The 14,121-nt window shown below is 73.5% G+C and carries 14 protein-coding genes; 9 read left to right on the top strand and 5 right to left on the bottom strand.

What is annotated here, in order from left to right; all coding sequences use genetic code 11:
* Nucleotides 1-25: 25 nt before the first annotated feature.
* Together C2142_RS27660 and C2142_RS27655 are read right to left on the bottom strand one after the other, a co-directional pair.
* Entirely contained in the window at nucleotides 26-319 is a 294-nt protein-coding gene (locus C2142_RS27660) for a hypothetical protein (RefSeq protein WP_148645458.1), read from the bottom strand.
* A 37-nt stretch (nucleotides 320-356) separates the two neighbouring features.
* Complete coding sequence (locus C2142_RS27655) at nucleotides 357-1,163, bottom strand: PspA/IM30 family protein (RefSeq protein ID WP_148645457.1); 807 nt, start codon at nucleotides 1,161-1,163, stop codon at nucleotides 357-359.
* A gap of 300 nt (nucleotides 1,164-1,463) precedes the next feature.
* Between C2142_RS27655 and C2142_RS27650 the strand changes: the two genes are divergently transcribed.
* Both C2142_RS27650 and C2142_RS27645 read left to right on the top strand, forming a co-directional pair.
* Complete coding sequence (locus C2142_RS27650; protein WP_148645456.1) at nucleotides 1,464-2,063, top strand: DUF3043 domain-containing protein; 600 nt, start codon at nucleotides 1,464-1,466, stop codon at nucleotides 2,061-2,063.
* Nucleotides 2,064-2,263: 200 nt separating this feature from the next.
* Nucleotides 2,264-2,962, top strand: coding sequence for a class I SAM-dependent methyltransferase (locus C2142_RS27645; RefSeq protein ID WP_241003281.1), 699 nt, complete (start codon nucleotides 2,264-2,266; stop codon nucleotides 2,960-2,962).
* A 40-nt stretch (nucleotides 2,963-3,002) separates the two neighbouring features.
* On the opposite strand, the gene C2142_RS27640 is transcribed toward C2142_RS27645, so the two are convergent.
* The gene (locus C2142_RS27640; protein WP_148645455.1) at nucleotides 3,003-3,206 is read right to left on the bottom strand and encodes a hypothetical protein; all 204 of its coding nucleotides are present in this window, start codon (nucleotides 3,204-3,206) and stop codon (nucleotides 3,003-3,005) included.
* 107 nt (nucleotides 3,207-3,313) lie between these two features.
* Here C2142_RS27640 and cobU point away from each other — a divergent pair, with 107 nt between their 5' ends.
* The 7 genes from cobU to C2142_RS27605 all read left to right on the top strand — a co-directional run bounded on the left by cobU (nucleotide 3,314) and on the right by C2142_RS27605 (nucleotide 12,307).
* Nucleotides 3,314-3,886, top strand: a complete 573-nt coding sequence (cobU, locus tag C2142_RS27635; RefSeq protein ID WP_148645454.1) for a bifunctional adenosylcobinamide kinase/adenosylcobinamide-phosphate guanylyltransferase — start codon at nucleotides 3,314-3,316, stop codon at nucleotides 3,884-3,886.
* Nucleotides 3,887-4,036: 150 nt separating this feature from the next.
* Complete coding sequence (gene cobT / locus C2142_RS27630) at nucleotides 4,037-5,152, top strand: nicotinate-nucleotide--dimethylbenzimidazole phosphoribosyltransferase (RefSeq protein ID WP_148645453.1); 1,116 nt, start codon at nucleotides 4,037-4,039, stop codon at nucleotides 5,150-5,152.
* Between the two features lie 117 nt (nucleotides 5,153-5,269).
* A complete protein-coding gene (locus C2142_RS27625; RefSeq protein ID WP_148645452.1) occupies nucleotides 5,270-6,067 on the top strand; it encodes an adenosylcobinamide-GDP ribazoletransferase in 798 nt (265 codons plus the stop codon).
* 297 nt (nucleotides 6,068-6,364) lie between these two features.
* Nucleotides 6,365-7,870, top strand: coding sequence for a leucyl aminopeptidase (locus C2142_RS27620; protein WP_148645451.1), 1,506 nt, complete (start codon nucleotides 6,365-6,367; stop codon nucleotides 7,868-7,870).
* Between the two features lie 446 nt (nucleotides 7,871-8,316).
* On the top strand, nucleotides 8,317-9,705 hold the full coding sequence (lpdA, locus tag C2142_RS27615; protein WP_162002556.1) for a dihydrolipoyl dehydrogenase: 1,389 nt from the start codon (nucleotides 8,317-8,319) through the stop codon (nucleotides 9,703-9,705).
* A 58-nt stretch (nucleotides 9,706-9,763) separates the two neighbouring features.
* Nucleotides 9,764-11,578, top strand: a complete 1,815-nt coding sequence (sucB, locus tag C2142_RS27610; RefSeq protein ID WP_148645449.1) for a 2-oxoglutarate dehydrogenase, E2 component, dihydrolipoamide succinyltransferase — start codon at nucleotides 9,764-9,766, stop codon at nucleotides 11,576-11,578.
* A gap of 213 nt (nucleotides 11,579-11,791) precedes the next feature.
* Nucleotides 11,792-12,307 (top strand): DUF4240 domain-containing protein, encoded by a 516-nt coding sequence (locus C2142_RS27605; RefSeq protein WP_148645448.1) that lies wholly within the window; start codon nucleotides 11,792-11,794, stop codon nucleotides 12,305-12,307.
* A 26-nt stretch (nucleotides 12,308-12,333) separates the two neighbouring features.
* Here the strand turns inward: C2142_RS27605 and C2142_RS27600 are convergent, their stop codons facing one another.
* Complete coding sequence (locus C2142_RS27600) at nucleotides 12,334-13,368, bottom strand: DUF2510 domain-containing protein (RefSeq protein WP_148645447.1); 1,035 nt, start codon at nucleotides 13,366-13,368, stop codon at nucleotides 12,334-12,336.
* Between the two features lie 213 nt (nucleotides 13,369-13,581).
* Nucleotides 13,582-14,079: a GNAT family N-acetyltransferase gene (locus C2142_RS27595; RefSeq protein ID WP_148645446.1), complete on the bottom strand. Its 498-nt coding sequence runs from the start codon at nucleotides 14,077-14,079 to the stop codon at nucleotides 13,582-13,584.
* Nucleotides 14,080-14,121 lie beyond the last annotated feature (42 nt).

The following is a 14,121-nucleotide window of genomic DNA, read 5'->3' as shown; positions in this document are numbered from 1 at the left end:
TCTGGCGTCCGGCGCGAGACGGTGGCTACTCCGGGATGCCGGGGATCAGGCCGTCACCCTCGGCCCGCAGCAGCTGCCGGACCTCGTCGATCGTCGCGTCGGCATCCGGGAGGATCAGGTCGGACGGCTCCAGCGAGTCGTCCGCCAGCGGGGTCCCGAACTTCTTGACGGCGCCCAGCAGCTCACCGAGCGCCCGCCTGAAGTGTTCGTCGTCCCCCGACTCCAGTGCGGCGAGGAGCTCCTCGTCCAGCTCGTTGAGCCGGTTCAGATGAGCTTCGCCCACCTCGAACTGGCCCTCCCCCATGACCCTCATGATCATGCCGTGCGTCTCCCTGGTTGGTGGGGTGAAGCTCAGATCACTTGTTGTAGTTGATGCGCGGGGTGTCCTGCTGCGAGGCGTCGTGCGGCTGCGCCTTGCCCTGCTCGATCGCCTGCGGGCCGGAGGACGGCGAACCGCCCGTCAGCTCGGCCTTCATCCGGGCCAGCTCCAGCTCGACGTCCGAACCGCCGGCCACGCGCTCCAGCTCGGCCTCGATGTCGTCCTTGCGGCCGAGACCGCTGGCGTCGTCGAGCGCGCCGGAGGCCAGCAGCTCGTCGATCGCACCGGCCCGGGCCTGCATCTGCGCGGTCTTGTCCTCGGCCCGCTGGATCGCCAGACCGACGTCGCCCATCTCCTCCGAGATGCCGGAGAACGACTCGGCGATCCGGGTCTGCGCCTGGGCCGCGGTGTAGGTGGCCTTGATGGTCTCCTTCTTGGTGCGGAAGGCGTCCACCTTGGCCTGCAGCCGCTGGGAGGCGAGCGTGAGCTTCTCCTCCTCGGCCTGGAGCTGCTGGTACTGCGTCTCCAGGTCGGTGATCTGGGACTGCATGTTCGCCTTGCGGGTCAGCGCCTCGCGCGCGAGGTCCTCCCGGCCGAGCGAGAGCGCCTTGCGGCCCTGGTCCTCGTACTTCGCGGACTGCTGCTGGAGCTGGGTCAGCTGGAGTTCCAGCCGCTTGCGCGAGGTGGCCACGTCCGCGACACCGCGACGTACCTTCTGCAGCAGTTCGAGCTGCTTCTGGTACGAATAGTCCAGCGTCTCACGCGGATCCTCCGCCCGGTCCAAGGCCTTGTTCGCCTTGGAGCGGAAGATCAGCCCCATACGCTTCATGATTCCGTCGCTCATGGGCCTCGGGTGCCCCCTTCTCCGGCCTGCGGTCTCTATCTCGTTACCAGACACGACGAGTGTATGTGCAGCGAGCCCTTCGCCGCAGTGCACCTGCCTGCAACAAGACTGCTACAGCGACACCCCCGACTGCCTCATCCCCGGGGTGGATCCGGCCCTCATCCCCTCCACCGTTCCCCGCGGTGATCCCCTACGGGAAGACCCCCGGAAGCCCGGCACCGGCCCGGCCGCACGCGATCGATATGCGTTTGGGTCCAAGGACACCCGAAGAAGCGGTCGTGCACCCCGTACGCTGGTGGTGTGTTCCGACGCCGTTCAGATGATGCCGCCGCCTCCGCCGCTGTGCTGGAGAAGCAGGACGAGACGACCCAGGCCCGCGACCCGCAGGCGAAGAAGGGCCGCCCCACGCCCAAGCGCAGTGAGGCCGAGGCCAACCGGCGTACCCGGGTGACCGTGCCCAAGGACCGCAAGGAGGCCTCCCGGCAGGCGCGCGAGCGCATGCGGGCCGAGCGCGAGAAGCAGCGCACCGCGCTGCTGGAGGGCGACGAGCGCCACCTCCCGGCCCGTGACAAGGGCCCGGTGCGCAAGTTCACCCGCGACTACGTGGACGCCCGATGGTCGCTCGCCGAGTTCTTCCTGCCCGCCGCGGTGGTCATCCTGGTGCTCAGCATCGTGAAGGTGCCGGCCCTCCAGCTGCTCTCCACCGTGCTGTTCCTGCTCTTCTTCGTGCTGGTGATCCTGGACTTCGTCCGCCTCGGCCTCGGTCTGCGCAAGCAGCTCGGCGAGCGCTTCGCCGGCCAGAACACCCGCGGCGCGGTCGCCTACGGCCTGATGCGCATCCTCCAGATGCGCCGGCTGCGGCTGCCCAAGCCGCAGGTGCGGCGCGGAGAGAAGCCCTGACCGCCGAACCGGTGGACTCCGGCTGGGCCCCTCCGTCCTGGGAGGGGCCCGGCCTGTACGCGCTGCCGGGCCAGGGCGACGGCGGCCACGACCGGATCGCCCAGGAGCGCCGGCTGCCCTCGCGCAGCGGCTCCTTCGCTGGCGGCACCGGCCCGTGGCTCGACCGCCTCGGCAGCCTGCGCAACCTCGTCCGGCAGGAGCTGGTCGCCCGGCAGCTCGCCGAGCAGCTCACCGGACGCAGCGCCCAGCGCGTCCTCGACATCGGCTGCGGCCAGGGCACCCAGGCACTGCGCCTGGCCCGGGCCGGCCACTACGTCACCGGCATCGACTCCGACCCGGTGGCGCTCGGCGTCGCCCAGGGGGCACTGGCCGAGGAGCCGCCCGAGGTCCGCGGCCGGCTCCAGCTGCTCAGCGGCGACGGCCACCAGTGCGGGCGCTGGTTCGGGCCCCGCAGCTTCGATGTCGTGCTCTGCCACGGCGTCCTGATGTACCTGCCGGACCCGGATCCCATGATCGCCTCGCTGGCCCGGCTGCTGGCCCCCGGCGGACTGCTCTCCCTGCTCGTCCGCAACCGCGACTCGCTGGCCCTGCGGCCCGCCGCCGCCGGCGACTGGCGGGCCGCCCTGCACGCCTTCGAGAGCGACCGCTACTACAACCGGCTGGGGCTGGCCGCCCGCGCCGACCGGATCGCCGACCTCGCCGTCACCCTCTCCGAGGTGTCCGTGCCGCTGCGGCACTGGTACGGCGTCCGGGTCTTCACCGACAACGCGCCCGACGACGCGGCGCCGCCGGTGGACGGGCGGCAGCTGGCCCAGCTGCTGGAGGCCGAGGAACGGGCCGGCCGCACCGACCCGTACCGGCAGGTCGCCGCGCTGCTGCACGTGTTCGGGGCCAAGTAGCCCCGTCACGCAGCCCCGTCACGGACGGGACCGCGCGGACTCAGGCCTCGTGCAGGCTCATCGAGTAGACCTCCCGGCCGTCGTCGAGCAGGACCGCGGTGTCCACCCCGCCCTCGGCCAGCTCCTTCCAGGACTCCCCGATCCAGGTCTCGGCGTCCCCCTGGCCGGCGAACTCCTCCTCCTGGCCGCCGGCCGGGGCCACCACGGTGCCGTCCGCCTTCTCGTACCGCCACGTCCACACCATGCCCGGCTCCTCCTGTGTGCTGCCCTGCCCGGTAAGACCCTGTGTGCTGCGCACCTTAGCCTGCCCGGTGGGATCTTCCGTATGCCTCGTCCGGCAGGATGAGCGGCATGGCAACCGATCCCGCACTCCCCCGCACGCTGGTCCTCGGCGGTGCGCGCTCCGGCAAGTCCACCACGGCCGAGCGGCTGCTCGCCCGGTACGAGGACGTGCTGTACGTGGCCACCAGCGGCACCCGGGACGACGACACCGACTGGGCGCAGCGGGTCGCCCTGCACCGCGACCGGCGCCCGGCGGGCTGGCGCACCGCCGAGACCTGCGCGCTGGAGGCCGTCCTGGCCGACGACGCCGACCCGGCACCGGTGCTGATCGACTGCCTGGCGCTCTGGCTGACCGCCGTGATGGACGAGTGCGGCGCCTGGGACGACGCGGTGTGGACGGACGGCGGCGAGGCGGCGGTGCAGGCCCGCTGCGAGGCGCTCGCCGCCGCGTGGGCCGGGACGGGCCGTCAGGTGATCGCGGTCAGCAACGAGGTCGGCATGGGCGTCGTCCCGGCGACCGCCGCCGGCCGTCGCTTCCGGGACACGCTCGGACGGCTGAACATGGCCGTGGCGGACGCCTCGGAGCGTGTGCTGCTGGTCGTGGCGGGGCAAGCCCTGACCATCAAATCGGTTGGCGTGTAGCCTTCCGAGCGGTGAGTCCCCCGCCTCGGTGACGAGGCGGCTTCTCACTCGACCACTTGCGCAGTCCCATGACGGCCAAGCCCTGACCCTGCCTGGGGCAGACCTCGAATGTACGCCGCGCGCCCCGCGGTGTGAGCGAGAAACGGATTAATGGACACGACCGTGGATCTCGACACGTTCTCCTCGCTCGTCGAGCGCCCCGACGAGAGCGCCCGGCGGGCCGCCGAGGAGCGCTGGCGGACACTGGACCGGCCGCGCGGCGGGCTCGGCCGGCTGGAGGAGCTCGGCAGCTGGCTGTCGTCCGTTCAGGGGCGTTCCCCGGTGCAGCCGCTGTCGGCGCCCAAGGTGCTGCTGTTCGCCGCCGACCACGGGGTGGCGGCCCTCGGCGTGTCCCGGCTGCCCGCCCGGGGCGGCACGGCCGCCCGGGTCCGGGCGGTCCTGGACGGCACCGCGCCGGTCGCGCTGCTCGCCCGGCGCTTCGGCGCCGGGGTGCGGGTGGTGGACGTCGCGGTGGACGCGGACCCGTCCGACTTCCCCGACGAGGTGGTCGCGCACCGGGTGCGGCGCGGCTCCGGCCGGATCGACCGCGAGGACGCGCTGACCCCGGAGGAGACCGTCAAGGCCTTCCGCGCCGGGATGGCCGTCGCCGATGAGGAGGCCGACGCCGGTACCGACCTGGTGGTGCTGGGCGACCTCGGGGTCGGCTCGACCACGGTGGCCGCGGTGCTGGTCGGCGCGCTCTGCGGAACGGACGCGGCCGCGGTGACCGGGCGCGGCTCGGGCATCGACGACAAGGTGTGGATGGTCAAGTGCGCGGCCATCAGGGACTCGCTGCGGCGGGCCCGGCCGGTGCTCGGCGACCAGCTGGCACTGCTCGGCGCCACCGGCGGGGCCGACTTCGCGGCGATCACCGGCTTCCTGCTCCAGGCCGCGGTCCGGAGGCTGCCGGTCGTCCTGGACGGAGTGGTCTCGTCGGCCTGCGCGCTGGTCGCCCAGCGCATCGCGTTCCGGGCGCCCGAGTGGTGGCGGGCCGGGCAGTCCAGCGGCGAGCCGGCCCAGGCGAAGGCGTACGACCGGCTCACCCTGACGCCGCTCCAGGAGCAGGGGATCACCATGGGCGAGGGCGTCGGCGCGCTGATGGCGCTGCCGCTGCTCCAGGCCGCGGCGGACTCCCTGGCCGAGCACAAGCCCGCGGCGACCGCGGCGCCGGTGCCGAAGGAGCAGCCGAAGCTGCCGTCCGCGGCGGAGCTGCTGGGCCGGGTGTAGCGGAGGCCTGACGGGGTGCCCGGACGGGCCCCCGGGCCAGGCAGCGGCGGCGACCCGGCAGTACACGGTGCCCGTGCCCCGACGGGCACCTCGGTGATCAGGACGAAGGAGCGGCGGGTGCAGGAGGGGCCTTCGACCGTGCCCGCGTCCTGGGGGGACGGGCTGCGCTTCGGGTTCGGGACGCTGTCGGTGCTGCGGGTGCGGGTCGAGCGGTGGGACCGGGCGGCGGCGGGGCGGGCGATGACGGCCGCACCGGTGGTCGGGCTGGTGCTCGGCGCGGTGGCGGCGGGCGCGGGGGCGCTGGTCGCGTGGCGTGCGGGCGGACTGCTCGGCGCGGTGGCGGCGGCCGGGGCACTGGCCGCGCTGACCCGGGGGCTGCACCTGGACGGACTGGCCGACGTCGCCGACGGCCTGGGCAGCGGCAAGCCGGCCGAGGACGCGCTGCGCATCATGAAGCAGTCGGACATCGGGCCGTTCGGCGTACTGACCCTGGTCCTGGTGCTGCTGGCCCAGATCGCCGCGCTGGCCGGACAGTTCGACGCCTCGGTGCTGCGCGGCGCGCTCGCGGTGCTGGCCTCGGCGACGGCCGCGCGGTGCGCGCTCGCCTGGGGGTGCCTGCGGTCGGTGCCGGCCGCCCGGCCGGGCGGGCTCGGGGCGGTGGTCGCGGGCACGGTGCCGCCCGCCGCGGCGGTCGCGGCCACGGCCGGGTCGATGCTGCTGACGGCCGCCCTCGGCTGGGCGGACGGATGGTCAGCACTGCGTCTCCCGCTGGCCGTTGCGGCCGGACTCGGGTGCGCCTGGCTCCTGCTCCGGCGCTGCGTCCGGCGGCTGGACGGGATCACCGGGGACGTCCTCGGCGCGATGGCGGAGACCGCCGCGACCGGCACTCTGGTGACGCTCGCCCTGCTGGGCTGACGCGCACCGGCGGTACCCGTACCAAACGGTGGGACACCGGGCGGCGCGTGATCCCAGCATGCGGACTACCATGCGTGGAGCACCGCAGCCCTGCACCGTCGCAGGTCCTGCCCGGCCGACGCGCGTCGAGGAGCCGGGGCTTCTGATGTGTGCGACCGCCGCGACCGGCGGGCGCACGCGCCAGGGGCCCCGGACCCGGCCCGCCCGGCCGGGCGGCCCGCCGCGCCGGCGTCGGCTGCACCGGTGCGGCAGCCACGCCGCGACCGGTCGTGACCGCGAAAGAACAGGACGCATTACGTGACTGCATTGTCTGTGAGCACCTCCTCCGCCGCCTCGCTGCGCGCGGACGCCCTGGTGATCGGTGTCGCGAAGGGCCCCAAGGGCATTGTGCTGGCCCCCGGCGCCGAGGCCGTGAGCGAGGCGTTCGACGGCAAGCTGGCCGAGGTCCTCACCACCCTGGGCGCGACCGGCGCCGAGGGCGAGACCGTCAAGGTGCCCTCCGCCGCCGGCCTGAAGGCCGCGCTCGTCCTCGCGGTCGGCCTCGGCGAGGCCGCCGACGCCGGCTACGGGCTGGAGGCGCTGCGCCGCGCCGCCGGTGTCGCCGCCCGCGCCCTGGCCGGCAGCAAGAAGGCCGCGCTGGCACTGCCGGCCGAGTCCGCCGACGAGATCGAGGCGGTCGCGCTGGGCGGTCTGCTCGGCTCGTACGCCTTCGGCACCTACAAGGGCAACGGCAACGGCAAGGAGCCGGTCGGCGAGCTGGTCCTGCTGGCCGCCCGCAAGGGCAGCAAGGAGGCCAAGGCCGCCGTCGAGCGCGCCCTGGTCGTCGGCGAGGAGATGAACCGGGCCCGCGACCTGGTCAACACCGCCCCGAACGACCTGAACCCGAAGGGCTTCGCCGCGATCGCCCAGGCGGCCGGCAAGGAGCACGGCCTCAAGGTCGAGGTGCTGGACGAGAAGGCGCTCCTCAAGGGCGGCTTCGGCGGCCTGCTGGGCGTCGGCAACGGCTCGGCGAACCCGCCGCGGCTGGTGAAGGTGGCGTACACCCACCCTAAGGCCAAGGCCAGCCTGGCGTTCGTCGGCAAGGGCATCACCTACGACTCGGGCGGCATCTCGCTGAAGCCGGCCGGCCACAACGAGACCATGAAGTGCGACATGGCCGGCGCCGCCGCCGTGTTCGCCGCCGTGGTCGCCGCGAAGCGGCTCGGCCTGGTCGTCAACGTCACCGCCTGGCTGGCGCTGGCGGAGAACATGCCGTCCGGCTCGGCCACCCGCCCGGGTGACGTGCTGCGGATGTACGGCGGCAAGACCGTCGAGGTGCTGAACACCGACGCCGAGGGCCGTCTGGTGCTGGCCGACGCCATCGTGCGGGCCGGCGAGGAGAACCCGGACGTGATCGTCGACGTCGCGACGCTGACCGGCGCGATGATGATGGCGCTGGGCAGCCGCACCTTCGGTGTGATGGCCAACAACGACGAGCTGCGCGAGACGCTGCACACAGTCGCGGGCGAGACCGGCGAGCAGTCCTGGCCGATGCCGCTGCCGGCCGAGCTGCGCAAGGGCATGACCGAGTCGACCATCGCCGACCTGGCCAACATGGGCGACCGGATGGGCGGCGGCCTGGTGGCCGGCCTGTTCCTGAAGGAGTTCGTGGCCGAGGGCATCGACTGGGCCCACCTGGACATCGCCGGCCCGGCCTTCCACGAGGGCGCGCCGTTCGGCTACACCCCCAAGGGCGGCACCGCGAGCGCGGTGCGCACCCTGGTCCGCTTCGCCGAGCAGACCGCTGCGGGCGGCAAGGCCTGATCCGGGGCCCGGAACGGACGGACGGGGTCCGGCGCGTGTGTGCGCCGGGCCCCGTCCTCGTTCCCGGGTGCCCGGCCGGTGCCGGACGCCACCGGACACCCGCGGCGCCGTTACCTGCGAGTAGGGAACGGAGCCCCGCCCCGCACCCTTGTTCGCTACGGGCGAAACTTTGTTCCACTGTGCGGAACCGGCCCGCCCGAAGCCCGTCGCGAGCACCCTTGACGCCGCTGTCAACCCCGCCCTGAGCTGCGACGATGCCCTTCGGTCGGGGGTGTCCCCGCCCCGGTGACCACCCTGTGGGACACCCCCGGGGCGGACCCGGACATCAGCCGCCTTGAACAAGTGCGAAGATGTATTTCCGGCACGACTGGGCGCCCCACAAAGGCTTCCGACCCACCGGACCGCGACCGGCCCGGCGACCCACCCCATTGCATGGAGGACGTGACGTGGCGAACGACGCCAGCACCGTTTTCGACGTAGTCATTCTCGGAGGCGGAAGCGGCGGTTACGCCGCGGCGCTCCGCGCCGCTCAGCTGGGCCTGAGCGTCGTCCTGATCGAGAAGGGTGAGCTGGGCGGCACCTGCCTCCACCGCGGCTGCATCCCGACCAAGGCGCTGCTGCACGCCGCCGAGATCGCGGACGAGACGAAGGAGGCCGCCGAGTTCGGCGTTCTGGCCACCTTCCAGGGCATCGACATCAACGGCGTCCACAAGTACAAGGACGACGTCATCGCCGGCCTGTACAAGGGCCTGCAGGGCCTGGTGGCCTCCCGCAAGGTGACCTTCATCCAGGGCGAGGGCAAGCTCTCCTCGCAGACCTCGGTGGACGTCAACGGCCAGCGCATCGAGGGCCGCCACATCGTCCTGGCGACCGGCTCGGTGCCGCGCTCGATCCCGGGCCTGGAGATCGACGGCGACCGCGTGATCTCCTCGGACCACGCCCTCAAGCTCGACCGCATCCCGAAGTCGGCCGTCATCCTCGGCGGCGGCGTGATCGGCGTCGAGTTCGCCTCGGTCTGGAAGTCCTTCGGCGTCGAGGTCACCATCGTCGAGGCGCTGCCGCACCTCGTCCCGCTGGAGGACGAGAACTCCTCCAAGCTGCTGGAGCGCGCGTTCCGCAAGCGCGGCATCAAGTTCGAGCTGAAGGCCCGCTTCTCGGGCGTCGAGTACACCGAGACCGGTGTCCGCGTCTCCACCGAGAACGGCAAGCAGATCGACGCCGACCTGCTGCTCGTCGCCATCGGCCGCGGCCCGGTCTCGGCCGGCCTCGGCTACGAGGAGAACGGCGTCGCGATGGACCGCGGCTACGTCCTCGTCGACGAGTACATGCGCACCAACGTGCCCACCATCTCCGCCGTCGGCGACCTCGCCCCGACCCTGCAGCTGGCCCACGTCGGCTTCGCCGAGGGCATCCTGGTCGCCGAGCGCCTGGCCGGCCTCAAGCCGGTGCCGATCGACTACGACGGCGTCCCGCGCGTGACCTACTCCAACCCCGAGGTCGCCTCCGTCGGCATCTCCGAGGCGAAGGCCGTCGAGCTGTACGGCAAGGAGAAGGTCGTCACCCTCAAGTACAACCTGGCCGGCAACGGCAAGAGCAAGATCCTGAAGACCGCCGGCGAGATCAAGCTCGTCCAGGTCAAGGACGGCGCCGTGGTCGGCGTCCACATGGTCGGCGCCCGCATGGGCGAGCAGGTCGGCGAAGCCCAGCTGATCTACAACTGGGAGGCGCTGCCCGCCGAGGTCGCGCAGCTCATCCACGCGCACCCGACCCAGTCCGAGGCCCTGGGCGAGGCGCACCTGGCGCTGGCCGGCAAGCCGCTGCACGCGCACGACTGATCGCGCCCCACCTTCCCCCCATTCCAGTACGCAAGACTTGATAGGAGTCGCTGAAACCATGGCGGTCTCAGTAACACTGCCCGCGCTGGGCGAGAGCGTTTCCGAGGGCACCGTCACCCGTTGGCTGAAGGCCGAGGGTGAGCGCGTGGAGGTCGACGAGCCGCTGCTCGAGGTCTCGACCGACAAGGTCGACACCGAGATCCCGGCCCCGGCCTCGGGCATCCTGGCCTCGATCAAGGTCGGCGAGGACGAGACCGTCGAGGTGGGCGCCGAGCTGGCGGTCATCGACGACGGCTCGGGCGCCCCGGTCGCCGCTCCGGCCCCGGCCGCCGAGGCCGCCCCGGCCCCGGTCGCCGCCCCGGCCCCGGTCGTGGAGGCGCCCGTCGCCGCCGCCCCGGTCGCCGAGGCCCCGGCTGCTCCGGCCGCCCCGGCCGCCCCGGCCGGCGACGCCACCCCGGTGCTGCTGCCCGCGCTCGGCGAGTCCGTCACCGAGGGCACCGTCACCCGCTGGCTGAAGGCCGAGGGTGACACCGTCGAGGTCGACGAGCCGCTGCTCGAGGTCTCCACCGACAAGGTCGACACCGAGATCCCGTCGCCGGTCGCGGGCACCGTGGTGAAGATCCTGGTCGGCGAGGACGAGACCGCCGAGGTCGGCGCCCAGCTCGCGCTGATCGGCGCCGCGGGCGCCGCTGTGGCCGCTCCGGCCCCCGTCGCCGCCCCGGCTCCGGCCGCCCCGGCCGCTCCCGCCCCGGCTCCGGCCCCCGTCGCCCCGGCCGCCCCGGTGGCCGCTCCGGCTCCGGTCGCCCCGGCCGCTCCGGTCGCCCCGGCTGCTCCGGCTGCTCCGGCTCCGGTCGCCGCCCCGGCCCCGGCCGCCGCCCCGGCCCCCGTCGCGGCCCCGGCCCCGGTGGCCTCCCCGGCTCCGGTCGCGCCCGCCGCCCCGGTGGCCGACAGCGGGGACGCCTACGTCACCCCGCTGGTGCGCAAGCTCGCCGCCGAGCAGGGCGTCGCCCTGGCCTCCGTCACCGGCACCGGTGTCGGCGGCCGGATCCGCAAGCAGGACGTCATCGCCGCCGCCGAGGCCGCCAAGGCCGCGCCGGCCCCCGTCGCCGCCGCCCCGGCCGCCGCGCCGAAGGCCGCCGCCGCGCCGTCGCCGCTGCGTGGCGAGACGGTCAAGATGACCCGCATGCGCAAGGTCATCGGCGACAACATGCTGAAGGCCCTGCACGAGCAGGCCCAGCTGACCAGCGTGGTCGAGGTGGACGTCACCAAGATCATGTCGCTGCGCGGCAAGGCCAAGGACGCCTTCCTCGCCCGCGAGGGCGTCAAGCTGTCCCCGATGCCGTTCTTCGTCAAGGCCGCGGCCCAGGCGCTGAAGACCAACCCGGTCGTCAACGCCCGGATCAACGAGGCCGAGGGCACCATCACCTACTTCGACACCGAGAACATCGGTATCGCGGTGGACTCCGAGAAGGGTCTGATGACCCCGGTCATCAAGGGTGCGGGCGACCTCAACATCGCCGGCATCTCCAAGAAGACCGCGGAGCTGGCCAGCAAGGTGCGCGGCAACAAGATCACCCCGGACGAGCTGTCCGGCGCCACCTTCACCATCAGCAACACCGGTTCGCGCGGTGCGCTGTTCGACACCGTGATCGTGCCGCCGAACCAGGTCGCCATCCTGGGCATCGGCGCGACCGTCAAGCGCCCGGTGGTCATCGAGTCCGACGGCGGCACCGCCATCGGCATCCGCGACATGACCTACCTGTCGCTCTCCTACGACCACCGCCTGGTGGACGGCGCCGACGCCGCCCGCTACCTGGTGGCCGTGAAGGAGATCCTGGAGGCCGGCGAGTTCGAGGTCGAGCTCGGCCTGTAGGGCTCCCGGCAACACCCCGGCAGCACCCCGGAACCCCGCGTCGTCCCCGGACGACGCGGGGTTCCGCGCTTCCCGGCGCGGGGCCGGCGGGCCCGGACAGCGGGCGGACGGGGTGGTGCGGTCACCGCCCGGCGGTCCGGGCATCGGAAGAACGGGCGTTTCGCGGGCCCATCGCATGCGCGGGCGCGGGCGAACGGGGATGCTGGAGCCGTGATGGACGAGACCGACTTCTGGCAGATCATCGACGACACCCGGGAGGCCGCCGACGGCGACCCGGACGAGCAGGCGGAACGGCTGGTGGAGCGGCTCGTCCAACTGACCCCGGACGACGTCATCGACTTCGCCCGGCTCTTCGAGGCGCGGTTCCAGCGCGCGTACCGCACCGACCTCTGGGCCGCGGCGTACCTGCTGCTGGACGGCGCCTCCGAGGACAGCTTCGACTACTTCCGCTGCTGGCTGATCGGCCAGGGCCGGGAGGTCTTCGAGGGCGGGCTCCACGAGCCGGACGACCTCGCCGACCTGCTCCCCGACTTCGACGAGGAGGAGGACGGCGAGGCGGAGGACCTCGGCTACGCCGCCGACGAGGCGTACGAGCAGCTGACCGGGCTGCCGCTGCCCGAGGTGGGCGGGCGGCAGTCCGCGCGGCCGTCCGGTGCGGCCCTGGACTTCGACGACCCGGACGCGATGGCGAAACGCTTCCCCAAGCTCTGGGAGCGCTACGGGGACTGAACCCCCCGGACCGGGTCGGCCGTGCCTCAGGTGCCGGAGCCGGAGGCGCTGCCGTCCTGCTTGATGCCCTTGAGGATCTGGTCGAGGACGCCCGGGTCCGGCGCGCCCGCGGCGTCGTCCACGCCGCCCTCGAAGGCCACGTAGCCGCCGCCCTTGGCCGGGACGGCCACCATCAGCACGTAGCCCTTGGTGCCGTCCGAGGTGGTGATGTGCCAGCGGACCGCGTACCCGGAGACGCCCGCCACCGTGGTGCTGGAGGAGCCGGCGTCGGTGTGCGAGGTGATCCCCGCGAAGATCGCACCCGCGTAGGTGGGCATCGCCGCCTCGGCGGCGGCCCGGGCCGTGCTCCCGGGGATGGTGTCCTTCTCGACCGAGAACTGGCCGCGGATGCAGGAGCCGCCGGTCGGGCAGGTGTACCGGCCGCTGCCCAGGGACACCGTCGAGTGCGAGGTGTCGGTCTGCGCGTCCCAGCCCTGGAATATCGGCACGGTGATGGAGTGCTGGGTGTCGGCGGCGGTGTCCTTGATCACCGGCACCGGAGGCAGGCTCGGCGGGGGCGTCGGGGTCGGCGTCGGGGTGGACGGGCGCTTGGTCGGGGTCGGGGTCGGGGTGTCCGTGACGGTGACCGTCGGCGTCGGCGTCGGGTCCGCCCGCGGGGTGTCGTCGCCGCTGCCGGCCACGATCGCGACCACGATGCCGACCACGGCCAGCACCCCGGCCACGATGCCGATGACCACGCCGGGTTTGGTCCCCCCGGGAGTCGGGGGCGGCGGGTAGCCACCCTGCGGATAGCCGTAGCCGGGCTGGTTCTGCACCGGGTAGCCGTACCCGGGCGTGCCCTGCTGCGGGGCGCCGTAGCCGTACGCGGGCGGCTGCGCGGGGGCCGACTGCTGCGGGGTCTGCCAGGAGACCTGCGTCGGGGCGTCGGCGAGCCCGCCGCCGCCCGCCTGGACGGGGCGGACGTCGCTGGTCCAGGCGGCGCCGTCCCACCAGCGCTCATGACCGGCCGTGCCGTCCGCACCCGGTACCGGGTACCACCCGGGAGGCGTCGAGTTGCTCACGGCCGTACGGTACCCGGCGTGGCGCTACTCCAGACAGGTTGGGTGTGTCACGACTCTGCTACCACCCGTGCCCGGGTTCCGGCGGGTCGTCAGGGCCGTGGCACGGGTGGTGCGCACGGTGCGGGCCGCCCCGTGCGGGCCGTCCGGGGGCGGGCCTGCGCGTGACCGGCGGCGCGGCGCCCCGGCCCGGCGGGTGGCCCGGGGCCGGGCGGTTCAGGCCGTCAGCGAGCGGGCCATCCAGATGTCGTCCACGTACTGGCCGTCGATCAGGAACTCCTCGGTCAGCGAGCCCTCGACGACGAAGCCGCAGGCCTCGTAGAGGCGGCGGGCCGGGGCGTTGTGCCCGAGCACGCGCAGGGTGATCCGGCGGGCGCCCTGCTCCCGGGCGGCCGTGCAGGCCGCCTCCACCAGCGCCCGGCCGAGGCCCCGGCCGCGGACCGAGGCGTCGACCGCCAGGCCCTGGATCTGGCGCACGTGCTGGTTGCTGACCAGCGGGGTGGGCCGGACCACCCGGATGTAGCCGACGATCCGGCCGTCGAGCAGGGCGAGCGTGAACTGGTCCGGGGTGTGGCGCTCGTCGAACACCCCGTCACCCTCCGGCGGCTGCGGGGCGACCTCGCTCAGCCAGGACCAGGCCGCGCGGTTGAGCTCGGAGAGCTCCTTCTCGTCCTCGGGCTGCGCGGGGCGGATGATCAGATCTTCGTCGGGCATGCGCGTCATGCTAATCAGCGACCTCCGGGCTGTACACGGAGT

This window comes from Streptomyces sp. CB01881 (assembly GCF_002953255.1).
Lineage (GTDB): Bacteria > Actinomycetota > Actinomycetes > Streptomycetales > Streptomycetaceae > Kitasatospora.
This window is presented reverse-complemented; position numbering and strand designations above follow the sequence as displayed.

Bases quoted from the DNA above. Each gene is read 5' to 3' on its own strand.
- C2142_RS27660 (WP_148645458.1), bottom strand. From the start codon at position 319: ATGATCATGAGGGTCATGGGGGAGGGCCAGTTCGAGGTGGGCGAAGCT.
- C2142_RS27655 (WP_148645457.1), bottom strand. From the start codon at position 1,163: ATGAGCGACGGAATCATGAAGCGTATGGGGCTGATCTTCCGCTCCAAG.
- C2142_RS27640 (WP_148645455.1), bottom strand. From the start codon at position 3,206: ATGGTGTGGACGTGGCGGTACGAGAAGGCGGACGGCACCGTGGTGGCC.
- cobU (WP_148645454.1), top strand. From the start codon at position 3,314: ATGGCAACCGATCCCGCACTCCCCCGCACGCTGGTCCTCGGCGGTGCG.
- cobT (WP_148645453.1), top strand. From the start codon at position 4,037: ATGGACACGACCGTGGATCTCGACACGTTCTCCTCGCTCGTCGAGCGC.
- sucB (WP_148645449.1), top strand. From the start codon at position 9,764: ATGGCGGTCTCAGTAACACTGCCCGCGCTGGGCGAGAGCGTTTCCGAG.
- C2142_RS27605 (WP_148645448.1), top strand. From the start codon at position 11,792: ATGGACGAGACCGACTTCTGGCAGATCATCGACGACACCCGGGAGGCC.
- C2142_RS27595 (WP_148645446.1), bottom strand. From the start codon at position 14,079: ATGCCCGACGAAGATCTGATCATCCGCCCCGCGCAGCCCGAGGACGAG.